Origin of the sequence: Pseudomonas sp. BIGb0176, assembly GCF_024810175.1 — a bacterium.
In the GTDB taxonomy this organism is placed as follows: Bacteria; Pseudomonadota; Gammaproteobacteria; order Pseudomonadales; family Pseudomonadaceae; genus Aquipseudomonas; species Aquipseudomonas protegens.
Genome location: NZ_JANUEC010000002.1, coordinates 731837 through 756554 on the forward strand (window position 1 = coordinate 731837; position 24718 = coordinate 756554).

The 24718-nt window shown below is 65.3% G+C and carries 23 protein-coding genes; 3 read left to right on the plus strand and 20 right to left on the minus strand.

Going from position 1 to position 24718, the window contains the following annotated elements; genetic code table 11:
- Window positions 1-34: 34 nt before the first annotated feature.
- Window positions 35-1183 (minus strand): L-threonine dehydrogenase, encoded by a 1149-nt coding sequence (yiaY, locus tag M2395_RS14245; RefSeq protein ID WP_011059741.1) that lies wholly within the window; start codon window positions 1181-1183, stop codon window positions 35-37.
- A gap of 158 nt (window positions 1184-1341) precedes the next feature.
- On the opposite strand from yiaY, the gene M2395_RS14250 reads away from it, so the two are divergent.
- Window positions 1342-2361, plus strand: a complete 1020-nt coding sequence (locus M2395_RS14250) for a DUF4917 family protein (protein ID WP_041752724.1) — start codon at window positions 1342-1344, stop codon at window positions 2359-2361.
- 109 nt (window positions 2362-2470) lie between these two features.
- On the opposite strand, the gene M2395_RS14255 is transcribed toward M2395_RS14250, so the two are convergent.
- Window positions 2471-3013, minus strand: a complete 543-nt coding sequence (locus tag M2395_RS14255) for a helix-turn-helix domain-containing protein (RefSeq protein ID WP_072451074.1) — start codon at window positions 3011-3013, stop codon at window positions 2471-2473.
- A gap of 161 nt (window positions 3014-3174) precedes the next feature.
- Here M2395_RS14255 and M2395_RS14260 point away from each other — a divergent pair, with 161 nt between their 5' ends.
- Both M2395_RS14260 and M2395_RS14265 read left to right on the plus strand, forming a co-directional pair.
- On the plus strand, window positions 3175-3957 hold the full coding sequence (locus M2395_RS14260; protein WP_011059738.1) for an aldolase: 783 nt from the start codon (window positions 3175-3177) through the stop codon (window positions 3955-3957).
- Between the two features lie 31 nt (window positions 3958-3988).
- On the plus strand, window positions 3989-4876 hold the full coding sequence (locus M2395_RS14265; protein ID WP_011059737.1) for a dihydrodipicolinate synthase family protein: 888 nt from the start codon (window positions 3989-3991) through the stop codon (window positions 4874-4876).
- A gap of 69 nt (window positions 4877-4945) precedes the next feature.
- Here the strand turns inward: M2395_RS14265 and M2395_RS14270 are convergent, their stop codons facing one another.
- The 18 genes from M2395_RS14270 to M2395_RS14355 form a co-directional block, all read right to left on the minus strand.
- Window positions 4946-5479 carry a hypothetical protein gene (locus tag M2395_RS14270; protein WP_041116411.1) on the minus strand — a complete coding sequence of 178 codons (534 nt, stop codon included), beginning with the start codon at window positions 5477-5479 and terminating at the stop codon, window positions 4946-4948.
- Window positions 5479-6123 (minus strand): hypothetical protein, encoded by a 645-nt coding sequence (locus M2395_RS14275; protein WP_053156731.1) that lies wholly within the window; start codon window positions 6121-6123, stop codon window positions 5479-5481. Before M2395_RS14275 ends, M2395_RS14270 begins: the two co-directional genes overlap by 1 nt.
- A gap of 272 nt (window positions 6124-6395) precedes the next feature.
- Complete coding sequence (locus M2395_RS14280; RefSeq protein ID WP_011059734.1) at window positions 6396-6734, minus strand: YegP family protein; 339 nt, start codon at window positions 6732-6734, stop codon at window positions 6396-6398.
- Between the two features lie 62 nt (window positions 6735-6796).
- On the minus strand, window positions 6797-8128 hold the full coding sequence (locus M2395_RS14285; RefSeq protein WP_123430418.1) for an LLM class flavin-dependent oxidoreductase: 1332 nt from the start codon (window positions 8126-8128) through the stop codon (window positions 6797-6799).
- 13 nt (window positions 8129-8141) lie between these two features.
- Complete coding sequence (locus M2395_RS14290; RefSeq protein WP_123430196.1) at window positions 8142-9569, minus strand: MFS transporter; 1428 nt, start codon at window positions 9567-9569, stop codon at window positions 8142-8144.
- A gap of 130 nt (window positions 9570-9699) precedes the next feature.
- On the minus strand, window positions 9700-10449 hold the full coding sequence (locus M2395_RS14295) for a tRNA-dependent cyclodipeptide synthase (protein WP_011059731.1): 750 nt from the start codon (window positions 10447-10449) through the stop codon (window positions 9700-9702).
- Window positions 10450-10453: 4 nt separating this feature from the next.
- Window positions 10454-11230, minus strand: coding sequence for a 2OG-Fe(II) oxygenase (locus tag M2395_RS14300; protein WP_011059730.1), 777 nt, complete (start codon window positions 11228-11230; stop codon window positions 10454-10456).
- 292 nt (window positions 11231-11522) lie between these two features.
- Window positions 11523-12590, minus strand: a complete 1068-nt coding sequence (locus M2395_RS14305) for an aliphatic sulfonate ABC transporter substrate-binding protein (RefSeq protein WP_123430195.1) — start codon at window positions 12588-12590, stop codon at window positions 11523-11525.
- Between the two features lie 52 nt (window positions 12591-12642).
- Window positions 12643-15111, minus strand: coding sequence for a TonB-dependent siderophore receptor (locus M2395_RS14310; protein WP_015634472.1), 2469 nt, complete (start codon window positions 15109-15111; stop codon window positions 12643-12645).
- A 25-nt stretch (window positions 15112-15136) separates the two neighbouring features.
- Window positions 15137-15634 carry a RidA family protein gene (locus M2395_RS14315; RefSeq protein ID WP_123430194.1) on the minus strand — a complete coding sequence of 166 codons (498 nt, stop codon included), beginning with the start codon at window positions 15632-15634 and terminating at the stop codon, window positions 15137-15139.
- An 88-nt stretch (window positions 15635-15722) separates the two neighbouring features.
- Window positions 15723-17300 carry an FAD-dependent oxidoreductase gene (locus M2395_RS14320; protein WP_123430193.1) on the minus strand — a complete coding sequence of 526 codons (1578 nt, stop codon included), beginning with the start codon at window positions 17298-17300 and terminating at the stop codon, window positions 15723-15725.
- A gap of 266 nt (window positions 17301-17566) precedes the next feature.
- Entirely contained in the window at window positions 17567-18778 is a 1212-nt protein-coding gene (locus M2395_RS14325) for a dipeptidase (RefSeq protein ID WP_123430192.1), read from the minus strand.
- 203 nt (window positions 18779-18981) lie between these two features.
- Window positions 18982-19950, minus strand: coding sequence for an ABC transporter substrate-binding protein (locus M2395_RS14330; RefSeq protein WP_123430191.1), 969 nt, complete (start codon window positions 19948-19950; stop codon window positions 18982-18984).
- 12 nt (window positions 19951-19962) lie between these two features.
- Window positions 19963-20772: a class II aldolase/adducin family protein gene (locus M2395_RS14335; protein ID WP_015634468.1), complete on the minus strand. Its 810-nt coding sequence runs from the start codon at window positions 20770-20772 to the stop codon at window positions 19963-19965.
- Between the two features lie 161 nt (window positions 20773-20933).
- Window positions 20934-21872: a D-isomer specific 2-hydroxyacid dehydrogenase family protein gene (locus M2395_RS14340; protein ID WP_123430190.1), complete on the minus strand. Its 939-nt coding sequence runs from the start codon at window positions 21870-21872 to the stop codon at window positions 20934-20936.
- A complete protein-coding gene (locus M2395_RS14345; protein ID WP_015634467.1) occupies window positions 21869-23074 on the minus strand; it encodes an acyl-CoA dehydrogenase family protein in 1206 nt (401 codons plus the stop codon). Before M2395_RS14345 ends, M2395_RS14340 begins: the two co-directional genes overlap by 4 nt.
- Complete coding sequence (locus tag M2395_RS14350) at window positions 23071-23850, minus strand: ABC transporter ATP-binding protein (protein ID WP_011059720.1); 780 nt, start codon at window positions 23848-23850, stop codon at window positions 23071-23073. Before M2395_RS14350 ends, M2395_RS14345 begins: the two co-directional genes overlap by 4 nt.
- Before the next feature lie 3 nt (window positions 23851-23853).
- The gene (locus tag M2395_RS14355) at window positions 23854-24675 is read right to left on the minus strand and encodes an ABC transporter permease (protein WP_123430189.1); all 822 of its coding nucleotides are present in this window, start codon (window positions 24673-24675) and stop codon (window positions 23854-23856) included.
- Window positions 24676-24718 lie beyond the last annotated feature (43 nt).

A 24718-nucleotide genomic window follows, 5' to 3' on the forward strand; every position in this document is an offset into this window, starting at 1 on the left:
CCTTCGCAGGCTTGCCAGCGAAGGGTCCCGTCCCTCAGAACGCGTTGCGGAAAATCTCCTCGATCTGCCGCTGATCCGCCGGACGCGGGTTGGTCAGGCCGCAGGCATCCTTGAGGGCATTGGCCGCCAATAGCGGAATGTCCTGCAACTTGGCGCCCAACTCGCGCAAACCGGCGGGAATCTCCACATCACGGGCCAGGGTGCGGATCGCCGCGATGGCCGCCTGGGCGCCCTCTTCCGGGCTGAAACCGCGAATGTCCGCTCCCAGCGCGTGGGCCACATCGGTCAGGCGCTGGGCGCATACCGTGGCGTTGAAGCTCTGCACATGGGGCAACAGCACCGCGTTGCACACGCCATGGGGCAGGTCGTAGAAGCCGCCCAGCTGGTGGGCCATGGCGTGCACGAAACCCAGGGACGCATTGTTGAATGCCATGCCGGCGAGGAACTGCGCATAGGCCATGTTCTCCCGTGCCAGCAGATCGTTGCCGTCGTGCACCGCCTGGCGTAGGTTGGCGCTGATCATTTCCACGGCCTTCAGGGCGCAGGCGTCGGTAATGGGGTTGGCCGCGGTGGACACATAGGCTTCCACCGCGTGGGTCAGGGCATCCATGCCGGTGGCGGCGGTCAGGCCCTTGGGCATCGCCACCATCAGTGCCGGATCGTTCACCGACAGCAACGGCGTGACGTTGCGGTCGACGATGGCCATTTTCACATGGCGCGATTCGTCGGTGATGATGCAGAAACGGGTCATTTCGCTGGCAGTGCCGGCGGTGGTGTTGATGGCGATCAAGGGCAGTTGCGGCTTGGCCGACTGGTCGACGCCTTCGTAATCGCGGATCTGCCCGCCATTGGTGGCACACAGGGCAATGCCCTTGGCGCAGTCATGGGGCGATCCGCCGCCCAGGGAGATGACGAAATCGCACTGTGCCTGCTGCAATTGCGCCAGGCCCTGCTCGACGTTGGCAATGCTGGGGTTGGGCTTGGCACCGTCGAAGATCACCGAATCGATGTCCTGCATGGCCAGCTTCTCGGCCACCATGCTGGCCACGCCAGCCTTGGCCAGGCCCGTGTCAGTGACGATCAGCGCCTTGCGAAATCCATAGTTGCGGATGGCGCTCATGGCCTCGTCGAGACAGCCGATGCCCATGATGTTCACGGCTGGAATGAAAAAGGTGCTGCTCATCAGAAGGTCTCCCGGCGAATGCCGATTTCACGGTGTCGATGCAATGTTTGCCAAACAGGATCGACCGATCGCTCACCGGCGTTGTTGATCTGGCTCAAGGGTCGGTCGTGATAAAGTCGCCAGCCGAAATACCTCCAGCCTTGAGACCGATGACCGCGATGATGGATTTCCAGGAATTTGATGCCGAACTTGAAGACTGGAACGCCCTGGGTGCCAGCACACCGTTCAGTGGCCTGCTGATCGGCAACGGCGCCAGCCGTGCCGTGTGGGAAGACTTTGCCTACGACTCACTGTTCGAAAACGCTCGCACAGTTGAAGAAAAACCCCTCAGCCAGTCCGAGCTCAGCGTATTCGAGGCCCTGCAGACCCGCAGTTTCGAGCAGGTACTGGGCGCCCTGAAAACCACCAGCCGAGTCAACAAGGCCCTGGCAGTCAGCTCGGCGGCGCCACGCAATCGCTACTACGCCATCAAGGAAGCGCTGATCAACACCGTGCACGCGGTGCACATTCCCTGGCGCCTGGTCCAGGAGCAGAGCCTGGCGGCGATCAACCAGGAACTGCGGCGCTATCCCACGGTGTTCACCAGCAACTATGACCTGCTCAACTACTGGGCCGTGCAACAGGACAGCCAAGGCATCGACGACCTGTTCCACGGTGCCGATCCGGCCTTCGAACTGGGCAGCGCCCCTAGCGCCCCAACCCGCATTCTCTACCTGCATGGCGGCCTGCACCTGGTGCGCAACCTGGACGGCAGCGCACGCAAGCTGACCTCCACCGAAGGCACCCTGCTGGGCAGCTTCGCCATCAACAACACCCTCAAGACCCTGGACGACGTGCCGCTGTTCGTCAGCGAGGGGCCGCTGGCGGACAAGCTCAAGACCATCCGCAGCTCGGATTACCTGTCGTTCTGCTACCAGCAGTTGCTGGATCACAGCGGCGCGCTGTGCATCTTCGGCCACAACCTGGGGCCCCAGGACAGCCACCTGGTCCAGGCGATCCGCCAGTCGGCGACCCAGACCCTGGCGATCTCCATCTACCCGCGCAGCGCGGCGTTCATCCAGCACCAGAAACGCCACTACGCCAAGCTGTTCGAAGGCCTGGACCTGAGTCTGCGTTTCTTCGACTCCAAGACCCACGCCCTGGGCAACCCGGCCCTGTCGGTGCCCGTGGAGCGCTGAGCACTCCCGCCCTGTAGGAGCTGGCTTGCCAGCGAAGACGTCCGCCAGGGCGATGCATGTCTTGGTGCCCATTCGCCAACCAGCCGGCTCCTGGCGGTGCTGAACGCCTTCAGTCCTCGCTGCTGTGCACCACCACCAGCAACTGCGCCTGCTCGTCCCCCACGGAACGGATGCGGTGGGGCTTCTGCGCATTGAAATGCAGCGCGTCGCCGCGGTTGAGAATCACCCGTTCGTTCATGAAGTCCACTTCCACCTGGCCTTCATGGACAAACAGGAACTCCTCCCCCAGGTGTTCCTTGAAGGTCTTGTCACTGAACTCTTTGGCCGGATAGATGATGAACGGCAGCAGATTGCGTTCACTGACCTGATGGGCCAGCACCGCATAACCCGGGACCTGCCCATTGGCTGCCAATGACTGGCGCTGGTCGCTGCGCACCAGGCTGTAGCTGTCGAGGCTGATGCTGTCCTCGGCGAACAGTTCCTCGACCTTGACGTTCAGCGCCTTGGCCAGCTTCAACGCGGCAGCGATCGACGGCGTGTTCAGCCCGCGCTCGACTTTCGACAGATAGCTCTTGGTCATCCCGGATTTCTCGGCCAGGGCTTCCAGGGTCACGCCCAGTTTTTTTCTCAGTAATTTCAAACGGATAGACATGTAGAGCGGTTAATCCATCTAGAAAACAACGATTGGCGCTTGCCAATGACACAAAGTGTCATATAGCCTCTTAAGTGTCATCGCGATTCACCCAGCGCCGTCGCAAGCAGCAGGTGAAGCGCAGATCCGACGTCCATTGCACTTCTCAAAGGACCTTCGACATGGCCAAGACATTAGCATTGCCCAAAGACCAACTGGTCAAGCAAGCCCTGACCCAGATGCAAAATACCCTGGCGGATAATACGTGGACCGACCGACAAAAGCTGGCCCTGACCTGCCGCATTCTGTTCGAGAACGGCCACGACTCGGGCCTCGCCGGGCAGATCACCGCCCGCGGCCCGCAACCCGGTACCTACTACACCCAGCAACTGGGCCTGGGCTTCGATGAAATCAGCGCCAGCAACCTGCTGCTGGTCAACGAAGACCTGGAGGTCCTCGAAGGCCACGGCATGCCCAACCCGGCCAACCGCTTCCACAGCTGGGTGTACCGCGCCCGGCCGGACGTGAACTGCATCATCCACACCCACCCGACCCACGTCGCCGCGCTGTCGATGATCGAAGTGCCGCTTGCGGTGTCGCACATGGACCTCTGCCCACTGTACGAGGACTGCGCCTTTCTCGAAGCCTGGCCGGGGGTGCCGGTGGGCAACGAAGAAGGCGAAATCATCTCCGCCGCCCTGGGCGACAAGCGCGCGATCCTGCTTTCCCACCACGGCCAGCTGTCCACCGGCGCGAGCATCGAGGAAGCCTGCGTGATCGCTCAACTGATCGAGCGTGCGGCCAAGCTGCAACTGCTGGCCATGGCCGCCGGCACCATCAAGCCGATCCTCCCGGAGCTGGGCCGCGAAGCCCACGACTGGATTTCCAAGCCCAAGCGCCACAGCGCCGCCTTCAACTACTACGCTCGGCAAAACCTGAAAAAACACGCCGACTGCCTGAACTGATCCACCCCTTATGCCTTGCAGGAGTTGCACCATGCCTACTACCCAGATCCACGGCATCATCGGCTACACCGTCACCCCCTTCGGCCCCAACGGCGAAGGCCTGGACCTGGACGCCCTCGGGCGTTCCATCGACCGCATGATCGACGCGGGCGTCCACGCCATCGCCCCCCTGGGCAGCACCGGCGAAGGCGCCTACCTGAGCGACGCCGAATGGGACCAGGTCAGCGAGTTCAGCATCCGCCACGTGGCCAAGCGCGTGCCGACCATCGTCAGCGTCTCCGACCTGACCACTGCCAAGGCCATCCGCCGCGCGCGTTTTGCCGAAGCCAAGGGCGCCGACGTGGTGATGGTGCTGCCCGCCTCCTACTGGAAGCTCAGCGAAGCCGAGATCCTCGCTCACTACCAGGCCATCGGCGCCAGCATCGGCGTGCCGATCATGCTCTACAACAACCCGGCCACCAGCGGCACCGACATGTCGGTGGAACTGATCCTGAAGATCTTCCACGCCGTGGAAAACGTCACCCTGGTCAAGGAAAGCACCGGCGACATCCAGCGCATGCACAAGCTGCAACTGCTGGGCGAAGGCCAGGTGCCGTTCTACAACGGCTGCAACCCGCTGGCCCTGGAAGCTTTCGCTGCCGGTGCCAGTGGCTGGTGCACAGCGGCGGCGAACCTGATCCCGCAGCTCAATCTCGACCTCTATCAGGCCGTGCTGAGCAACGACCTGGCCCGCGCCCGGGCGCTGTTCTACCGCCAGTTGCCGCTGCTGGACTTCATCCTCAAGGGCGGTTTGCCGGCCACGGTCAAGGCCGGGCTGGAACTCGCCGGGCTGCCCACCGGCGAGCCGCGCAAGCCGGTATTCGCGCTGAACGAGAGCGGTCGCCAACAGTTGCAGACGCTGCTGCAGAGCCTGGGTTGATTTCCTGAAAAAAAAGCCCGGACGGCTGACACCGTTCGGGCTTTGGCATGGGCCGCGTCCAAGCGTGGCTCAGTGACTGTCCAGCGCCACCGGGGCCTGGGCCTTGAACTGCGGGTCCTGCAGCATCTGCGCAATGAAGTCGTCGGTGATGCGCCGCACATGCTGGTATTGGCCGCCATCAGTGTTGGCCCACCCACGCCAGGAGCGGGTCTGGTTGCTGACCCGATACTTGGCCACCTCCTGGTCACCGCGGCTGACATGGAACATCACCTGGCTGTCCCAAGTGGTCCGGCCCGGTACGATAAACAAGGTCATGGCACTGAGCAGCCCCATGGGAATGTTCTGCCAGCCAAAGTAATCACTGTTGGCCATCACGATCACGTTGTAGCCATCGGCACTGAACCCCGGCTGCACCTGCTCGAAGGTGCCGCGACGACGCAGTTCGTCACGGATCAGGCCGGCAGGGATGGCCCCCATCACACTGACGCTGATCGCCGGTAGCCGCTGCTGATAATCCACCTCGGCCGGCTTGAGACTGTGGCTGGTCTGGCAACCGCCAAGCCCCAGCATCAGCACCATCAAAAACCACAATTGATTACGCATTAGAGATCCCCCGACAGCATGGCCTTGAGCATCGACGCCTTGGGCCCCTGCTCCCTGACGATCAACGACGTGACCTCCTCCATCTTCTCCAGATCGACCCGTTGCAGGTCCGGCACCTGCGGGTATTTGGCGCGCACCAGGGCGGCGTCGCGCTCCAGGTGGTCGCTGTGCAGAAACACGCACTTGGCCCCCGACGCCGACAGGCAGCCGGCGCGAAAATCACCCAGGTAATAAGCCTTGCCGGCTTCCAGTTCCAACGGGATGGAGAAGTCTTCGCGGCTCCAGGCGGTGGCGTTGCCGCGGTCGAAATGCAGGTTGTAGATCTCGTAGCGCCCGGGTTTGAGCGGCATCACGAACAGGCTGCCGATGCCGTGCCAGGTCTCGCGCACATCCCGTGGCGTGCGGCCGTAGATCTGGTTGTACAAGCGCGCCGAGGCGAACCCGTCACCGCCGCGCGGGCGAATCAGCAGCATTTGTTCGTTGGCGGTGTGCACCGCCTTCGGCCAGATGCCGACCACCCCCACCACATAGGCCACCCCCGACTGCGAGTCGGGGCGCATGCTCTCGGCAACTTTCGTGGAAGACAGGCTGTAGCAACCGCTCAACGCCAGCAGCGCGGCGAGTAATACGAGAGGGCGAATCATGAGGTCGCAGATCCCTTGGACAATGATTGATAACGTCAACCAGAGTGCCAGGCCTGCCGAGCGCCCGGTGACGGGCGCGGAGGATAAGGCAAATGATGGCATTGCGCCATAACTCCGTCGCCAATCGGCTGGCGGCCTGCCAGATCACAATACGCTGCCCTCGCCCGGCCTCCAGGCAAATGCCAGGTGCTCGTGAAAACCCGCTGACAGCACAAAGCCCGAACGCTGCATGGGTTCGGGCCTGGTGCTGTCGAGGGTGTGTGGAGCCGGGCCTAAACGGACGTCAGGTCCTTGATGTTGTGGCTGGGGCCGTTGGCCTTGACGCTGGCGATGCCCTTTTCCCGGGCCGCTTCCGAGGAATAGGTTTCACTGTTGCCGATGATCTGGTGGTTGGCCGCCTTGAGGTTGAAATAGGGTTTGCCATCCTTGGCGCTCTTGCGCTCGTAGCGCTCTTCCAGGGGACTGTTGGCCTGCACCGAGGCGATGCCGTTCTCGGCTGCGGCGCGGGTGGTGTACTGCTCGCTGCTGAGAATGACCTCGGCATTGGCCGCCTTGAGCACGAAGCGAAACTGGCCGTTGCTGCTTTTCTTCAACTCATACCATCCGGACATGCTGTAGCTCCTGGGTTGATCGATGGGCGTTGCGCCTTGAGAGTAAAGACTCTTTCAGCCATTCAGCCATTGCCCCGGTGGCTGAAGAAACGGTTTTCCACCCGCGCCAGCCCCAGGTGTTCACGCAGGCTGTGGCCGGTGTAGCGCTGGCGAAACAGACCCCGGCGCTGCAGCTCGGGGGTGATCAGTTGCACGAAATCGTCGATGGCCCCCGGCAGATGGGTGAACAGCACATTGAAGCCGTCGGCGGCGTATTCCTGGTACCAGGTAGCCAGCTCATCGACGATCTGCCCCGGCGTGCCCACCAGTACCTTGTGCCCGCTGGCCGACAGGCTGCGCAGCAGTTGCGCCAGGCTCGGCCGCTCCCGGCGGATCAGCTCCTGCACCAGGTGCCGGCGGCTTTTATGCCGCTCGGTGGGGGCGGCGTCATCCAGCAACGGCACCTGCGTATGCAGGGGCAGATGCGACAGGTCGATACCCAGGTCCAGCAGGTAGGACAGGGCCTTGAGCTGTGCCTGGGGGTCCTGCAGTTCCTGCAATTGCTGGTACTTCTCCTCGGCTTCGTTGAGGGTGCGGCCCACCGTGGGGGCGATGCCGGGGAAGATTTTCAACTGCCCGGCATGACGCCCGTAAGCGGGAAGCCGTTCCTTGAGTTCGCGATAGAAAGCCTTGGCCTGCTGCAGGTCGGTCTGGGCGGTGAACACCAGCTCGGCGCAGCGCGCCGCCAGCTCACAGCCCGGCCCGGACGACCCGGCCTGGGCGATCACCGGCCAGCCCTGCAATGGCCGCGGTGCATTCAACGGCCCCTGTACCTGGAAGTGCCGCCCCCGGTGCTGCAACAGGTGCATGCGCTCCGGGCGCAGCCACTGGCCGCTGGCCTTGTCCCGGGGAAAGGCGTCGTCGGCCCAGCTGTCCCACAGCCCGCTGGCCACACTGAAGAACTCCTCGGCCCGGGCGTACCGCTCGGCGTGGCTCAGGGGTTCGGGGTGGTTGAAGTTCTCGCCGCCGACCAGCCCGGTTACCAGGTTCCAGCCAGCCCGGCCCTCACTCAAGTGGTCCAGGGAGGCGAACTTGCGCGCCAGGTTGTAGGGCTCGTTGTAGGAGGTGCTGGCGGTGGCGATCAGGCCGATATGCCGGGTCACCACCGCCAGGGCCGGCAGCAGGGTCAGCGGGTCCCAGCGCAGGCTGTAGGAACTGCGGGCCAGTACTCGCGGGTCCAGGTCCCCCACCGCCACGTTGTCGTTGAGAAACAGGGCGTCGAAACAGCCCCGCTCCAGGGTTTGCGCGTAGTGCCGGTAGCGCTGGAAATTCAACGAGGCGTCGGCATCCGCCTGGGGATGGCGCCAACTGCCGCCATGGGCGCCGGAGCCGGAGAGAAAGGCCCCCAGCCCCATCTGCCCGCCGCGCTCAGCCACGGCTGGTGCCCTCCTCGGCCGTCGGCACCGGGGCCGGGGCCGTGCGCAAGAGCAGGCTCACCGAGGCCCAGACCAGCAGCGTGACCACCGCCAGAAAGCCCATCACCGCGCGGTAACCATTGAGAAAGGCGCCCTGGGCATCGTCCAGCGGCGTGGCGGAAAAGTGATGGAACAGCCCCACCCCCACCGCCAGCCCGACACCGCCACCGACGTTGTGCAAGGTCATCAGCGAGCCCATGGCCACCGAGCCCACTTCCTGGGGCACCGAGGAAATCCCCAGCACCGTGGACGGCCCGAGAATGCTGGCCCACCCCAGGCCCATGACGACAAAGGCGCCCAGCAGATAAGGCAGCGAAGTCTGGCCATCGAAACCGGCCTGCAACAGCGCCGACAGCACGAACAGCAGCAGCCCGGTCTTGATCAGCAGCGCCGGCCCCTTGCGATCCACCAGGCGCCCCACCAGCGGTGACAGCAGCGCCACCCCCAGGGTGGTGGGCAGCAACAGCAGGCCGCTGGCCTGCACCGTTTCGCCGCGGATCTGCGCCAGGTACAGCGGCATGACGAAAAACGCCACGCAGTAGAACAGCGCCAGGCCGAAACTGGCCGCCACCCCGGCAACGAAACGCCGGTTGGCGAACAGCTTGAGGTCGATGATCGGCGCGGCCACCCGCCGCTCCACCGCCAGGAATGCGCCCAGGGCCAGCAACGCCAGCGCCACCAGGGCCAGGGTCAGGGGTGAGCCCCAGCCCCAGCTGCCGCCCTGGACGATCACCAGCACCAGGCTCGGCAGGCCGATCAGCAACAGCAGCGCGCCCCAACCATCCAGGCGCGCCCCGGTCTCGGCCGAACGCGACTCCTTCACGCTGAAGCTGCAAATGCCCAGGCTCAGCAGTACGAAGGGCACGTTGATGAGAAAGATCCACTGCCAGCCGAAGGCGCTGGTTATCAGCCCGCCCAACACCGGGCCGACCGCCAGCCCCACTCCATTGACCCCGAACAGCACCCCGAAGGCCCGACCCTGCTCGGCGGTCTCGAAGGTGCTGGAGACAATCGCCCCCGAGGCGGTATAGAGCACCGCGCATGCCAGCCCCTGGGCCACCCGCGCGCCGATCAGGGTATCGATCTGCCCCGCCAGCCCGGCCGCCAGGGAGGCCAGGCCGAACACCGTCAGGCCGATGAACAGCACCCGCTTGCGCCCATGCAGGTCGGCCAGGCGCCCCACCAGCACCATGAAGCTCGACAGGGCCAGGATGAAGCCGTTGATCACCCATTGCAGGGCGTCCACCGAGGCCCCGAGGTCGGCCTGCAGGGCCGGTAACGCGGTGTTGACGATGGTGAAATCCACACAGCCGAGAAAACTGGCGATGCTCACACCGAGCAATGCCCACCATTTGCGTTGCTGTTGCGCAAAAACGCCCATGGAAACTCCTTGTCAGTCATAAAAAAACGCTCTGTAGGAGCCCGCTTGCCGGCGAACAGCCCCTTGAGTCCGGCATCGCCGGCAGGGGCGCTTTCGCTGGCAAGCCAGCGCCTACATTGATCGCGGCGGATCAGATGGCGATGGCGCCGCTGGTCCAGTTGGGGTGAATGGCGCCGGGCAAGGTGAAGGGAATCGGGATCCCCCGCTTCTTGAACTTCAGGGGCAGCCAGCGCACCCGGTCCGGGCTGTGGGGTTCGATCAGCAACTCGCGGCTGGTGGCCATGGCCGTGGTCATCTGCTGCGGGTAGAGCACATAGTGGTAACCCTCGTCGGCCCACAGCGGCAGGATGATCGGGATCTCTTCCAGGATGTACTCCCGGCACTGGGCCGCCGCCCGCTCGATGTCCGCGTGTTCGTCACGCAGGCGCAGGCGCTCGGTGAATACGCCGATGGTGCTGTCGATGGCGTCGCGCAGTTCCTCGCGCTGCTGGTAGACCTGGTTCAGTTGCTGGCGCAGCTCGGCATAGCGGTCGCTGGCCAGTTCCTGGTTCCAGCGGGTGATGTGGTACGGCACCCGCAGGCCGTCGAGGATGCTCTGGTTGCGCGCCAGCCAGGCATCGCCATCGCGGATCGCCGCCGACAGCGCCTCCCCGGGGGACTTGCCGTGCTTGTTGTGGCGTTGCAGGGTATCGGCCACCACCACCTTGACGTGGCTGAAGCCGGACTGGTTGATCAAGTGAATGGTGGACCGCAGCTTCTGGTCCTCGTGATATTCCTGGCCGACGCTGACCGCCAGTACCACGCGCTTGCCGTCGAATTCGTGCTCCTCGCCGCCCTTGTTGAAGTAGGCCTTGAGGTTGATTTCCTGCACCTTGCTCATGAGTTCAGCTCCAGTAGGCCAAAGGCTGGTGTTCGCCGTAGTAACCGATAAAGACCCCGAGGGTGACCCGGGTGCTGCTGGCCGAAGGGCGCACGGCGTGGATCAGCCGCGGGTTGAGGAGGATCAGGTCGCCAGGCTCGGGCTTGACCACGAAATCCGGCGGCGGCAGCAGGTGGCGTTCGATGCCGTAGGCCCGTTCGCCCTTGAGGCGGTTGTACTCCTGCTCGTCCGGCTCGATGCCCCAGATCTCCAGCTCGCCGCCATCCTCGGGGATCTCCAGGTAGATGTTGGTGGACAGCTGGGTCAGCAACTGCGGGCTGTGGCCCTCGGGGGCATTGCGTTCAAGCTTGTCGGTGTGGGGCGTGAGATCGACCCCCGAACCCTGGAAGCGGGCAATACCGACGAAACACTTCTGCCCGTCCACCTGCAACAGGTGCGCGCCCTGCGGCCAGACTTCGTCCAGCAGCAGGCGCAGTTCGTCGATGGGCGAGGCCAGTGGCCGGAACAGATTGCGGATCTTGCGAATGTTGGGCAGGGCCAGGGCGTGGTATTCGGCCCGGCTCTGCTCATCCTGGATCTCGATATAAGCCTTGCCGACCCGGACGAATTCCTGCTGCTGGCTGAAGGCACTGCGCAGTTCCTGCTGATACAGATGATCCCGCGCCACCTGCAAGGTATCCGGTGGGCAGAAACCTTTGAGCTGAACGCCGTAAGAGCGTTTTTCCACAACATCGAGGATATGCCGCGCTTCAAGTTTGTCGGCCGTAGTGACTGTGAACATGCAAGCTCCCTTAATTCCCTGGAAGTAGCGACGAAGTACAACATCGGTAGAACGTAATAATTTGTTTCAGGGCCACCTTAGGCAGTTGCGATGGCCTTGTGAAATATCCTTTATCTCTAATATCCAAACTTAAAAATGTATCGAAAATCAGGCAAATAGCGGCCACCACAGGCACTTTGAAAGTGCTGCGAGAAGATTATGAAATTTGCTGATAGTTAAATTAAGCGAAGGACATTATTGCTCTTTATTTATTTAAAACCTCCCGAGATCAATTAATAAAACTGCCACACACTCATTCAACTTCATTGAATTGAGCATCCATGTAAGCTGCGGCATCGAAAGTCTTCTGAATAATGCCCTCCTCGCGGTAGAGATCGGCGGTGTGCTGCACGTCCTCCACCACGGCCGGGCCTACGGCGATACGCCGGGGCACCGAGTAGCGATTGGAACGCTCATGCACCTCCACCGGCAAACCGCTGTAGCCGGCCTGGATCTTTGAAAACTCGCTCTGATGCTGGTTGGCCCAGGCATAGGCACGATCCAGGCGCTGCAGGAAGTCGGCGATCTGCTGCGGCTTGTCGCGAATCGCCTGGTCGTTGGCCACCAGCAGCATGTGCCCGGCGAACAGCCCTTCGCCACTGATCAGCACCCGGCTGCCGCCCTCCATCTGCACCATGCTGGTATAGGGGTCCCAGGTCGACCAGGCATCGGCCTGGCCGTTGCTCAGCAGGCTGCGGGATTCGGCCGGCTGGAGAAAGATGAACTGCGCATCCGCGCCGTGCAGGCCCACCGACCGCAGGGCGGCCAGGGCCAGGAAATGGCCGATGGAGCCCCGGGTGGTGGTGATGCGCCGGCCCTTGAGGTCGGCGGCCTGCTTCAGCGGCGAATCCTCCTTGACCACGATCGCCACCGCGGTCGGCGTGACCTTGAGCTTGATCACCCCCACGGTCTTGAGCGGCGCCCCGGCCGCGGCGGCAAACACAAAGGGCGCATCCCCCAGGCTGCCGATATCCACCGCCCCGGCGGCCAGGGCCTCGGCGGTGGAGGCCGCGGCAGCGAAGGAGGCGAACTCGATGGGGTACGGCACCTGCTCCAGCTCGCCTGCCGCCTGCAGCAGAATCTTCAGCGACTGCTTCTGGCTGGACACCCGCAGCGCCGGCTGCGCCAGTGCACTACCCAGCCACAAACACAACACCAGCCCTTGCAGGAGCCGGCTTGCCGGCGAACCGCCCCTGCCCCCTGCGCCCTTCATGCCGCCTTCGCTGGCAAGCCAGCTCCTACCAGGTGAACGACCGGCAGGACGCCACGGGTGTAGGAGCCAGCTTGCTGGCGAATGGCCCTTGAACCCTGCGCCGGTCATGCCGCCGCCTTCGCTGGCAAGCCAGCTCCTGCGAGAGTGATCGTGGTCATGCTCAGAACGCCAGACTGACGCGGCTGTAGTAGTAGCCGCCGCCCAGGCCATAGGGCGAGAACATTCCGTATTCATAGGTTCCCGCCCAGGCCTTGAGGCCGATCTTGTCCGGGTATACGTCGAACAGGTTGTTGGCGCCCACGGCCACGGTGAGGTTCTGGGTCACGTCGTAGGCCACGTCCAGGTCGGTGATCCACTTGGCGCTGTAGGTGCGATCGTTGCTCGGGATGTTCGAGCCTTCGGTGTACTCGCCAAATCGGGTCAACTGCAGGTTGGTGGTCCAGTCGCCGACCTTGTAGTTGCCGGAGAGGATCCACTTGTCCTTGGGCGTGGATTTAGTCAGGTCGATCTGCTGCTGGCGGTCGAACAGCACATACCCCGCCCCCAGGCGCGACAGGGCCGCCGGGGTGTCCGCCAGGTCGCGGATGGTGGTCTTGTTGTGGTTGTAGGCGACGCTCCATTTCGCCGTGCCGTACTCGCCGAAGGACTGGCGGTAGTCCGCCACCAGGTCCACGCCCTTGGTCCGGGTGTCGGCAGCGTTGGTGTAGTACTGCCCGGCGAGGTTCGGCGAGAGGCCGTTCTCCACCAGGATCTGCGACACCGCCGGGCCCTTGAGGATGCCGGTCTGGAGAATGCGCTTGTCGATGTCGATCAGGTAGAAGTCGGCCGTCAGGCGCAGCCGATCGGTGGGCTCGGCGGTGAACCCCAGGCTGTAGTTGCGCGAGGTTTCCGGCTCCAGGTCCTTGGCGCCCAGGGCCACCGCTTCCGGCGAGTTGGGGCGCATCTGCTTGGTACGCACCGAGGTGGTGGTGCCACCGGCGCCGAATTCGGTGACCGTGCTGGTGGTGGAAAAGACGCTCTGGGCCAGGGACGGTGCACGGAAACCGTTGCTCACCGCGGCCCGCACCGCGTACCCGGGGAGGAACTCGTAACGGGTGGTGAGCTTGCCGCTGGTGGTGTCGCCTACCCCTAGGTTGTACTTCTCGTAGCGCGCCGCCGCGCCGACGTACCAGTTGGGGGTGATGTTCAGGCCCAGGTCGATATAGGCCGCCTCACTGTGGCGCTTGAGGCTGTAGGCATCTTCCGGGGTCGTGCCGTTGACCGAGAACAACCCCGGGTCCGGCACCACACCGGCGAAAGGCCCGGTGTTGGGGACATAGCTGCCCTGGTTGTAGGAGTTGGCCTCGCCCTCCTCCAGCGCATATTTCTCCCAGCGGTATTCCACGCCGAAGGAGGTTTCCAGCGGGCTGCTCCAGCCGATGTCCAGGGCCCGGGAGAAGTCCAGGTTGTTGGTCCACTGGTCGAACACCAGGTTGCCCAGGTGGAAGTCGTGCTGGCTGTAGGGGCCATTGGAAATGTTCAGGTTGTTGGCCGTGTCGAGCACGCCGCGATCCTTGCCGTAGGTGCTCGACAGGTCCCAGTCCCAGCCACCGAGCAGGCCCTTGGCACCACCGGCGACCTGGAAATCGGTCTCGTGGATTTCCCGCCGCGCCTGGCCGCCGTTGGGGTAAGGCGCATTGGGAATGCCCGCCAGGCTGGTGATGTCGGTGGGCTTGCGGTGCCCCAGGTCCTTGTTGCTGTTGCGGTAGCTCAGGGTCGAGAACGAGTACAGCTTGAGGTCGTCCTCCAGAGGCAGCTCGGCGTTGTAGGCCAGGCTGGTGGTGCGATCGCGGCCCAGGCCGTACTCGGTGCCCCAGCCCTGGCGATTGCTTTCCCGGGGGTCCGGCGAGCCGTCGGCCTGCTTGAAGTACAGCTGGCCGCTGGCGGCACTGGAGCGCTCGTAGGGTTCCTGCAGCTTGGCGTCCCAGGACAGGTTGATGAAGCCGCCGTTCTCTCCCAGTTTGTTGCCCCAGTTGAAGGCTTCGTGGCCGGTGGTGCCGTCGCCGTCGTAGTACTGGCCCAGGGTGGTGTCGGAGGTCAGGCCTTCGGCATTGCGCTTGAGGATGATGTTGATCACCCCGGCGATGGCGTCGGAGCCGTACTGCGCCGCCGCGCCGTCGCGCAGCACTTCGATGCGCTCGATGGCGGCGGTGGGAATCAGGTCCAGGTCCACCGGCACCGAGGCGTTGCCGACCCGTGCGCCGTTGTTGATCAGCGCCGAGTTGTGCCGGCGCTTGCCATTGATCAGCACCAGCACCTGGTCGCCGCCCAGGCCGCGCATGCTCACCCCGCGCACCAGGAACGCCGTGCCGCCGCCGTTGATGGTCGGTACGTTGAACGACGGCAGCAGGCGCCCGAGCATCTCTTTCAGGCCGTTCTGGCCGATGCTGCGCAACTGCTCGCTGTCGATCACATCGATCGGCGCCGGGCTGTCGGTCACCGTGCGTTGCTGGCTGCCGCGCACCCCGGTGACCACCACCGTGCCCAGGGTTTCGTCGGCCGCCAGCAGTTCGGCGGGCAGCGCCAGGCCCAGCAGGCCAAGGCTCAGGGGGGCCGCGCCGAAGAGGATTTTATGCAAGGAAATACTCATGACTTCAGATCCTTTGACAGGCGGTTCAGCGCGCTCGGGCGGCAACGGTTTCGACTTCGATCAAGGCGCCGGGCAGCACCAGCCCCGCCACTTGCACCGTGGTCCGGGCGGGCTTGAGCGGCTGCTTCTGGGTGCCGAAGAACTCGCGGAAGGCCACTTGCAGGCCGTCGAAATCCAGCTTGCCGCCCAGGGCCGGGTCCCCTACCAGGTAGATGCGCAGTTGCACCACGTCCCCCGGGGTCAGGCCCTGGCTGGCGAGGATCGTCTCCACCTTGCGCAGCACCACCCGGGCCTGGGCCTCGGTGTTGCCCTCGGCGTGGATCTGCTCCTTGGACGCCTTGGGGTCCACCGGGTCCGGCAGCAGCCCGGAGAGGTAGGTCACCTCGCTGTTGGCGGGCAGGGTCACCGATTGCAGGATCGGCGAATTGGGGTAGCTGGACGGCACGCGCTGGATTCCCGCGGCCCAACTGCTGCTGGCGGCGAACAACAGCCCCAGCCCTACGACGGTGTTTTTCAAAGACATGCAAAGACGCTCCCAAGGTTGTGTGTGCCAGCCTCGGAGGTCCGCTACCCGGCATGGGTTACCGCTGTTGTGTGAGTGCTCGGCTTTTTCAGGCCGTTTGCTGTAGCGACGAGCCTTGCGCCCGTTGGAAAAGTTGCCGCACCACCCGCCGCGCCGCGCCGGCGGCGGCTTCCTGCCAGATGCCCACGCCGCTGTGGGCCAGGCCGTCGCTGGTGAGGTAGACCCGGCCCTGGGGCTGGTTGAGCAGGCCGTAGTCCGGCTCGGCCACTTCATGGCTGATCCAGGGGCCGAAGTTGTAGGGGATCTTGCTCCAGGCAATCACCAGCGGATTGCGCAGTTCCTGGCTGTGCCCGGGGTGCAGGAGCTCCACCGCCTGACGGGAAATCTCGATCTGCTGGGCCAGGGTTTTCTCCCCGAACCGTCGGGCGGTTTCGCCGTTGTTGTAGGCCGCCACCAGCACCCCTTCGGCCTGGTTGAAACCGCCGCTGGGGTACCACAGCCCGGAGGCTTCCTGGTTGATGAACGACAGCCCGCCGTAGATCTGGTACTGGCTTTCCCAGAAGCGCCGCGACTGCCAGGCCACCTTGTTGGCGTAGCCGAACTGCACCGCGCCGATGGCCTGGCGCACCGGGGCGCTGAAGTTGTTCTGCACCTTGGCCAGCAGCGGCAGGGGCAGGCTGCTGATCACGTAGTCGGCCTTGAGGTTGTGGGTGCGGCCGGTGCGCCGGTCCAGATAGACCACTTCGGCGCTGTCGGCCTGGTTGCTGATGGAACGCACCTCGCTGTGCAGCCGCAACTGGCCTTTCAGGCGCCGGGCAAAGGCCTGGGGAATGTGGTCCATGCCCCCCACCGGCTGGAACATGGTGGGCGAGAACTCCGGGTATTCGTCGATCATCAACGCCGTGGTCAGCGCCGGGTTGAGCAGGGTCTGCAACGGCAGCGGATCATTCTTCTGCGCCAACTGGTCGCCAGCGCCGGGCCAGACCTTGTAGCCGGAGCGGGCCGACCCCAGGTACTCCAGCTTGTCGGAAAGATCACCCCAGGTTTTCAGGAAACTCAGCAGGTTGCTGCGATCGGCTGGTGTCAGCTCCTGATCCAGGGCATGGCGATTGACGGCCTTGGCCAGCAGCTCGGAAAAATGCCCGCGGCTGTCATTGACCGCCTGGCGGATCTGCAACGCCGGCTGGTCAAGGTCCGGACGCACCAGGGCGTTGCGGCTGGTATTGACCAGCACCTCCAGCTCCACCCCCAGCTCGCGGCAGTAGCCGAGCATCAACTGATGGTGGCTGGGCAGGCGGCCGGCCCCGGCATTGAGGTAGAACCCCTCCCCGAATTGCGCGACCTGGGTGCTGCCGTCGCTGTACTCCACCCGATCGCCACCACGCACCGTCCAGTTGCGCCCGCCGACCCGGTCCCGGGCTTCCAGCAAGGTCACCTTGAACCCGGCCTTGCTCAACTCGTAGGCGCTGACCAGGCCACCGATCCCGGCGCCGATCACCACCACGCTGGCGCCCTTGCCCAGCGCCGCCGTGGGCAGCGCCGCGTAGTTTTCCTCGAACGCTTGGGCCGTTGCGCTGGCGCCGAACAGGCCCATGACCGCACTCGCCGCCTGGACCCCGCCGACAGCGGCAATACGGGCGATCAATTGTCTTCTGGTCAGTGGCATGCAAGCGCTCCCTGCTGCGGATGGATAGTGCGTTCGGTTATAGATCGGCGACTTATGCAGTCACTTGGGTCTATGTGAAGCCATCCTAGGGGCGCTTATTTAATAAGAGAAATACATTTTAAGCATATGCAAATATTACTTTGTTTCATATTCAAGCCAAAAGATTCTGCGCTCCGCGCATAGCCCTGCGCCTGGCCGTGCCTGGCCATACTCGCCCCGCCAGGAACCGGCTTGCCAGCGAAGAAGCCCCACGGCTCGCGCCGGCATCAGCGCCCCTTCGCCGGCAAGCCGGCTCCTACGGCCTGGGCGGCGTCGAGAACGCGCAACAAGTTGCCGCCCCAGATCTTCGCCAGGTCCGCTTCGCTGTAGCCCGCCGCCAACAGGCGCTGGGTAATCCGTGGCAGTTGCGCGACATCTTCGAGCCCCTGTACCCCGCCACCGCCGTCCCAGTCGGCGCCGATGCCCACATGATCCGGGCCGACCACTTCCAGGATGTGCAGCAGGTGGCGCAGGTAATCGTCCAGGCTGGCCCTGGGCTGCGGGTAGCGGGCTTCGACCTGGCGAATGCGTTCGGCCAGGTCCGACACCTGTTCCGGGCTCATGCTCGCCGCCAGGCGGAACTCGCGGTACAACGGCCCCAGGGCCTTGTCCCGCTCGGGATTGGGCGCAAGGTTGATCAGGTCGCTGGGAAAGCTGTTGACCTGCACCACACCGCCCCTGGCCGCCAGTTGCCGCAGGCGCCGGTCATCCAGGTTGCGTGGATGGGCGGTGATTGCACGGCTGCTGGAATGGGAGGCAATGATCGGCGCCCTCGACAGCGCCAGGACCTGGTCGAACACCTGGTCCGAGGCATGGGAGACATCCAGCAGTATCCCCAGGCGATTGGCCTCGGCCACCAGCTCCCGGCCCGCCGGGCTCAGGCCGCGCCACTGCGGCAGGGCGGTGGCCGAGTCGGCGAAATCGTTGTTGGCCGAGTGCACCAGGCCGAGCATGCGCAGGCCCTGGCGGTAATAGGTGTGCAAGCGTGCCGGATCGGCGGCCAGGGGCTGGGCGTTTTCCATGCTGATGAAAATCACACGCTGGCCACGGGCGACGATGGCCGGTACATCGCCAGCCGTCAGGGCCAGGGCGAAATCATCGGGGTGGGCGCCCAGCAGGTCGCGGATCCGCGCCAGCACCGCCAGCCCATGTTCGCTGGCCTGGGTCCGGCCTTCGGCGGTGAGCGGCCCCTGGGGGGTGAAAATGGCCCAGAAACCGCCGTCCAGGCCGCCCTCTTTCATCCGTGGCAGATCGACCTGGGACAGGTCGTCCTGGTAGCGATGGCGCTGGGTGATGTCCCAACCGGGGCGGGCCAGTTGCATGGGGGTATCGAGGTGACTGTCGAGCACGATCAGGCGCTGGTGCAGGGCTTGGGCGGGGCTGTCGGCCAAGGCCCAGGGGCTGGCCAGCGCCAGGCACAGCAAGGTTCGGGTAAACATGCGGCCTCCTGGCCAATGAAAGAATTTCCCCCCGGATCGCAAGAGCTGGCTTGCCAGCGAAAGCGTCATCCTGGCCAGCGCAAGGCTTGAGGGCCTCTTCGCCGGCAAGCCGGCTCCTACGTGGGGTGTCGGGTGTTCCGTAGGAGCTGGCTGGCCAGCGAAGGCGTCATCGCCCTTTCGCCGGCAAGCCGGCGGCTACAGGCTCAGGTCCAGTGGAAGCTGCGGTCCCACAGGCCGGATACATCCAGTTGCTGGGGCAGCACGCCGGCCTCGAAGAACAGGTCGGCCACGTCCTGCTGGGATTTCACCGCTGCGTCGTCCACCGGTTGCAGCAGGCGCGGGCCGCTCTGGGCCCGGTACTGGGCAAGGAACACTTCCCGGGGCATGCCGAGAATCTGCGCGCTCCTGGTCGCCCATTCCTCGGGGTGGCTGGCAATCCACTGCCAGGAGCGGTACTCGCGCAGGATGTAGTCGGTGATCGCCGCGTGCTTGGCCGGGTCGGCGATGCTCTGCTGGTTGGCGGCGATCACGTAGTTGCCGGACAGGTAGCCCTGGCCGGTCTTCAATACCCGGGCCCCGGCCCGCAGTTCCGCCAGCTGGATGAAGTAGCCGAAGCTGACCCAGGCATCCAGGGCACCGTTCTGGAACGCGGCGAAACCGTCCTGCGCAGTCAACGCCATGGGCACGATATCGGCAAAGCCCAGGCCCTGCTCCTTCAGCGCCTTGAGCAGAAAGTAATGGGAACTGGTGGAGCGGATATAACCGATGCGCTTGCCCTTGAGCTCGGCCACCGACTGCACTGCAGAGCCCTTGGGCACGATGAAGGCCTGGTTGTTGACGTCGCCGGTGAGCACCGCGATCAGCTTCACCGGGGCGTGGTTCTTGATCCCGAAGATCGGCGGGATCTCGCTCATCGGCGAGATGTCCAGGGTGCCGCTGACCAGGGCCTCGAAGCTCAGGTTGCCGCCGGTGAACTCAGCGTACTTGACCTTGTAGGGCGGGGGCTCGATGCCCGCCTCGGCAAAGAAGCTCGGCGCCGCCCCCTTGTAGGTGGCGACGTTCAGGGTGACCCCGGACAGGTCCACGGAGGCTCCCAGGCCCAGGCCCAGGCGCGGCAAGGCCGCGGCCAGACCGGCCAGGGCCGAGAGTTGGAGAAAATGACGACGCTGCATGGGCAATGGTCCTTAATCGAGAAAGTCCGGTTCTTCGCGCACGATCCGCTCGCGGTAAGGCTGGAAACTGAACCAGCCGCCAAACTCGGTGCCGACCTGGCGTGCGGTGTGGCGCGCCACCTCATGGGGAATGGGCCGCGGGGTGCCGGCAGCTTCCGCCAGCAGTTGAGTCTGGGCGGCGTTGTCCATGGCGATGAAGCGCCACACCGCCGCCTCGACGGTTTCACCCACGGTGAGCAGGCCGTGGTTCTGCAGGATCAGCGCCTTGCGCCCCGCCAGTGCGGCGGCGATCCGCGCGCCCTCGCTGGCCTCCAGCACCACCCCGGAAAAGTTGTCGAACAGCCCGTGCCTTTCATAGAAAGCGCAGGCGTCCTGGGTCAGCGGATCGAGCAAGCGCCCCAGGCTCGACCAGGCCTTGCCGTACAGCGAATGGGCATGGGCCGCGGCGACCACCTCGGGATGGGCTTCATGCAGCGCCGCATGGATGGCGAACGCCGCCAGGTTCAACGCGCCCTCGCCTTCGATCACCGCCCCTTCGGGGTTGACCAGCAACAGGTCGCGGACCCGTACATGGCCGAAATACACCCCCACCGGGTTGACCCAGAAATGGTCCGGGCGCCCCGGGTCACGCACCGTGATATGCCCGGCGCCGCCCATGTCGAACCCCAGCCGGGCGAACACCCGGAACGCCGCGGCCAGGCTCTGCTTGCGCTGCAGGCGCTCCAGCTCGACGGTGGCCTGCTGGGGCGGATGCTCCCAGCGAAAAACCGTATGGCCATCGCGGGGCAAGTCATACACCGCGGGGCGAAAATGTGCGGTCATATCCGCTCTCCTTGAAATTGTCGAAAAGGCCCGCAGGGCCTTGCTTGGCGATCTCCCGCCGAACCTTCAGCGGCCTTGAGAACCCCGGCGCCCCTTCGGGCCGTGCGCTGCCTGCGGCAGCGGCTACACGAAGCGCTGCCGGCCAGGGCTGGAACCGCGCGTTAGTAGCCACGCTGGATCTCCACCGGGTTTTCCAGGGGTAAGCCATCGCCCCAGCGCTGGAGATTGCGCCCCAGCAGGCGAGCGATATTCAGGTAGACCCGGGGCGAATTGGCCGAGGTGTGGGGCGACAGGCGAATACCCGGGTGGCGATAGAAAGGATGCCCCTCGGGCAACGGCTCGGGGTCGGCCACATCCAGGCTGGCCAGGGCGATGCGCCCGGTGTCCAGGGCCTGCAACAGCGCCGGCTGATCGATCAGCGCACCGCGAGCGATATTGATCAGGTGCAACCCTGGCTTGGCCGCTGCCAGTACATCGGCATCAATGATGCCCCGGGTCTGCTCGGTCAACGGCACCGCCAGCAGCAGGTGATCGGCGCGGGCAAACAGCTCCTGCAGGTCGGCCACCGCCTCCACCCCGGGCACCTCGAACGGCTGCGCCGAACGCCGCAGGGCCAGTACCTGCATGCCCAGGGCCTGGGCCTTGGGCGCCAGTTCGCGGGCGATGCTGCCAAAGCCGAACAGCCCCAGGGTGCTGCCGGCCACCGAGGCCAGCGGCCGTTGCTGCCAGTGTTCGGCGCGCTCGATCCACACCTGGGGCAGTTGCTTGGCGGCGGCGAAGATCGCCGCCAGGGCAAACTCGGCAATGCTTTCGGCGGTGCTGCCTCGGGCACTGGCCACCGGCAGGTCCTGGAACAGCCAGCGAGGAAAATAATCCAGGCCCGAAGTCACCAGTTGCACGAAGCGCAGGCCAAACGGCCAGCCCGCCGGCGGCTCTGGCGCGTTGCGAAAATCGGCGTGGGGCGCGGCCAGCAGCACTTCGATATCGGCGGGCAAGCCACACGGCAGGCCCCGAGGCAGGCTCAATACTTCCACCCCCGGCAGCCACTGGCGCAACTGCTGGTTGAAGTGCTCGTCGAGCTGGCTGGCGATGCGCGTCACGCCTGGGCTCCGCGGCTGGGCAAGGCAAAGGCGGCGCGCCCCACGGCACCGAGAATCGCGTCGTTCTGCGGGGTATGAATGCGGCTGCACAGCACATCGCGGTAATGCCGCTCGATGGGGTTGCCCCGGGCCAGCCCGGGGTTGCCGATGGCTTCGATGCCCAGCTCCACGGCGCTGATGGCGTTGCTGGTCACCAGGTATTTGATCTGGGTCGCCTCCCCCGGGGCGATCCGCCCTTCGGCGGCGGCATCGAGCAGCACCCGGTTGTTGAGCAGCAAGGCGTCGATGCGCCCGATCAGTTCCTGAAAGCGCGGCAGGCTCGACAACGGTGCGCCAAGGTTGGCCGGGGCACGCTGGGCCAGCCAGCCCAGCAGCCAGTCGCGCGCGGCCCGGGCCACGCCGTCGTAGATGGCCGAGAGCAGCACCGCCAGCCAGAGCACGCCCTTGCTGTCCAGCTCGGAGGGCCGGGGCACGTGAGCCGGCTGGATATCCACCGCCTGTTCCTCGGGCACGAACACCTCATCGAAGATCACGTCGTGGCTGCCGGTGGCGCGCATGCCCAGGTGGTCCCAGGTTTCCTCGACGCTGATCCCGGGGCTGTCACGGTGGACCAGCCAGGTGCCCACTTGCGGCTCGGCCTCGTCGCTGCGGGCCCAGACCGCAAGCCAGGTCAGCCCGGGAATGCCGGTGGAGTAGATCTTGCGCCCGCTGAGCAGCCAACCGCCCTCGACCCGTCGTGCCAGGGTCGCCGGCAAACCGCCCCGGGCCGGCGTACCCAGGTCCGGCTCGACCCGCAGGGCGTTGATCAGGGCACCCTCTTGCACCGCCTCCCGGGCCACGCGCTGGCGCAGGTGCAGCGGCCAGGCCGTGTTCTGTTGCAGGCGCGTGTGCTGCAGGTACTGCATCACCAGCACCAGCGCGGTGGAAGGCTCGCCCCGGGCCACGGCGCCTATCACTCGTCGCGCCTGGGCCAGGGTCGCCTCGCTGCCGCCCAGGGCCCGGGGCACGGTCAGGGCCAGCAGGCCATGCTGGTGCAGGCGTTGCAGGTTGGCGTGGGGAAATTCGCTGTGACGGTCGTAGTGCGCTGCGGTGGCGGCGAATTCTTCACTCAGTTGCTGCAGCAGGTCGGCGAACTCGCTGGAGTCTGGATCAGGGACGGGACGGGACACGGACGGAGACGGTTGCACGCTGGAAAGGCTCATCGGCTGGCAGTCCTGCTCAAGGGAAGGGAGATGTCGACGGCCGGCTCGGCCTCGGTTTCCACACCCAGCAGTTGCAGCAACCGCGCGCGCAGTGCCTGGAACCCAGGGGTGGAGGCCTGACGCGGACGCGGCAGGCGGATTGGCAATTGCTCGGCGATTTGCCCGTTGGCCAGCACCAGCACCCGATCGGCCAGCAGCAGCGCCTCGTCGACATCGTGGGTCACCAGCAGCACCGCCGGGGTGTGCACCCGCCACAGGCGGATGATCAGTTGGTGCATGCGGATCCGGGTCAGGGCGTCCAGAGCGGCGAAGGGCTCATCCAGCAGCAACAGGTGCGGCTCGCGTACCAGGGCCCGGGCCAATGCCACTCGCTGGGCCTCGCCGCCGGACAAGGTGCCTGGCCAGGCATTGAGCCGGTGGGCCAGCCCGACCTCCTCCAGCGCTGCCTCGGCCCGCTCCCGGGCCCCGGCCCCACGCACGCCCAGGGCAACGTTGCGCCACACGCGCTTCCAGGGCATCAACCGTGGCTCCTGGAACACCGCGGCCATGGCCGAAGGCACCTGCAACTGGCCCTGGTCGATGGGTTCCAGCCCGGCCAGGGTTCGCAGCAAGGTGGTCTTGCCCGAACCGCTGCTGCCCAGGAGGGCCACGAACTCCCCGGGAGCGATGTCCAGATCCAGGCCATCGAGCACCGCCTGCCCGGCAAAACGCCGGGTGATCCGGCGGCATTCGACGGCAGCGCGCAGGCGGCCCTGCTGGGGCAATGACAGAGTCATGGGTCAGTTCCTGATAAAGGTCGGGCGCCAGGCCAGGGCGCAACGTTCGAGGCCGCGCACCAGCCCGTCGATGCCCAGGCCGAGCACGCTGTAGACCAGGAGGCAGATGACGATCACGTCGGTGCGCATGAAGTCCCGCGCGTCGTTGACCAGGTAGCCGATACCGGCGCTGGCGTTGATCTGCTCCACCACCACCAGCCCCAGCCAACTGATGCCGAAGGCATAGCGCAGGCCGACGAAGAACGCCGGCAGGGACCCGGGCAGGATCACGTGGACGATCAGTTCCCAGCGTTTGAGGCCCAGCAGGGTCGCGGCCTCCACCAGCTTGGGATCGAGGCTGCGAATGCCGGAAAACAGCGTGAGGTAGATAGGAAAGGTAGTGCCCAGGGCGATCAGCGCGATCTTCGGCGTCTCGCCCACGCCGAACCAGAGAATGAACAGCGGCACTATGGCCAGGAACGGCAGGGTGCGCAGCATCTGCATGGGGGAATCGATGGCGAGCTCGCCGCGCCGGGACAACCCGGCCACCAGGGCCAGGAGCGTGCCCAGGCTGACACCGATGGCCAGGCCACTGAGGGCGCGCTTGAGGGACACCCACAGGTGCCCGGCCAGTTCGCCGCTGCCGAGCATCTGCCACAGGGTGCCGCCGATGGTACTGGGAGCGGCGATGATCCGCGCCGGCAACAGCCCGCTGCGCGAGGCCAGTTCCCACACCAGCAGAAGCAGCAACGGGCTGACCAGGCGCAGCAGCAGGTTGCCCAGGAGCTGGTATCCGGGGCGCTCGGCCCAGCGACGGGACGAGGTGAGGGGGGCTGGCGCAGGCATCGCAACATCCTTATTTCAGCGCGTTCGAGCCCCATGCTAACTA

Bases quoted from the DNA above. Each gene is read 5' to 3' on its own strand.
- yiaY (WP_011059741.1), bottom strand. From the start codon at position 1,183: ATGAGCAGCACCTTTTTCATTCCAGCCGTGAACATCATGGGCATCGGC.
- M2395_RS14250 (WP_041752724.1), top strand. From the start codon at position 1,342: ATGATGGATTTCCAGGAATTTGATGCCGAACTTGAAGACTGGAACGCC.
- M2395_RS14255 (WP_072451074.1), bottom strand. From the start codon at position 3,013: ATGTCTATCCGTTTGAAATTACTGAGAAAAAAACTGGGCGTGACCCTG.
- M2395_RS14260 (WP_011059738.1), top strand. From the start codon at position 3,175: ATGGCCAAGACATTAGCATTGCCCAAAGACCAACTGGTCAAGCAAGCC.
- M2395_RS14265 (WP_011059737.1), top strand. From the start codon at position 3,989: ATGCCTACTACCCAGATCCACGGCATCATCGGCTACACCGTCACCCCC.
- M2395_RS14270 (WP_041116411.1), bottom strand. From the start codon at position 5,479: ATGCGTAATCAATTGTGGTTTTTGATGGTGCTGATGCTGGGGCTTGGC.
- M2395_RS14275 (WP_053156731.1), bottom strand. From the start codon at position 6,123: ATGATTCGCCCTCTCGTATTACTCGCCGCGCTGCTGGCGTTGAGCGGT.
- M2395_RS14280 (WP_011059734.1), bottom strand. From the start codon at position 6,734: ATGTCCGGATGGTATGAGTTGAAGAAAAGCAGCAACGGCCAGTTTCGC.
- M2395_RS14285 (WP_123430418.1), bottom strand. From the start codon at position 8,128: ATGGGGCTGGGGGCCTTTCTCTCCGGCTCCGGCGCCCATGGCGGCAGT.
- M2395_RS14290 (WP_123430196.1), bottom strand. From the start codon at position 9,569: ATGGGCGTTTTTGCGCAACAGCAACGCAAATGGTGGGCATTGCTCGGT.
- M2395_RS14295 (WP_011059731.1), bottom strand. From the start codon at position 10,449: ATGAGCAAGGTGCAGGAAATCAACCTCAAGGCCTACTTCAACAAGGGC.
- M2395_RS14300 (WP_011059730.1), bottom strand. From the start codon at position 11,230: ATGTTCACAGTCACTACGGCCGACAAACTTGAAGCGCGGCATATCCTC.
- M2395_RS14305 (WP_123430195.1), bottom strand. From the start codon at position 12,590: ATGACCGGCGCAGGGTTCAAGGGCCATTCGCCAGCAAGCTGGCTCCTA.
- M2395_RS14310 (WP_015634472.1), bottom strand. From the start codon at position 15,111: ATGAGTATTTCCTTGCATAAAATCCTCTTCGGCGCGGCCCCCCTGAGC.
- M2395_RS14315 (WP_123430194.1), bottom strand. From the start codon at position 15,634: ATGTCTTTGAAAAACACCGTCGTAGGGCTGGGGCTGTTGTTCGCCGCC.
- M2395_RS14320 (WP_123430193.1), bottom strand. From the start codon at position 17,300: ATGCCACTGACCAGAAGACAATTGATCGCCCGTATTGCCGCTGTCGGC.
- M2395_RS14325 (WP_123430192.1), bottom strand. From the start codon at position 18,778: ATGTTTACCCGAACCTTGCTGTGCCTGGCGCTGGCCAGCCCCTGGGCC.
- M2395_RS14330 (WP_123430191.1), bottom strand. From the start codon at position 19,950: ATGCAGCGTCGTCATTTTCTCCAACTCTCGGCCCTGGCCGGTCTGGCC.
- M2395_RS14335 (WP_015634468.1), bottom strand. From the start codon at position 20,772: ATGACCGCACATTTTCGCCCCGCGGTGTATGACTTGCCCCGCGATGGC.
- M2395_RS14345 (WP_015634467.1), bottom strand. From the start codon at position 23,074: ATGAGCCTTTCCAGCGTGCAACCGTCTCCGTCCGTGTCCCGTCCCGTC.
- M2395_RS14350 (WP_011059720.1), bottom strand. From the start codon at position 23,850: ATGACTCTGTCATTGCCCCAGCAGGGCCGCCTGCGCGCTGCCGTCGAA.
- M2395_RS14355 (WP_123430189.1), bottom strand. From the start codon at position 24,675: ATGCCTGCGCCAGCCCCCCTCACCTCGTCCCGTCGCTGGGCCGAGCGC.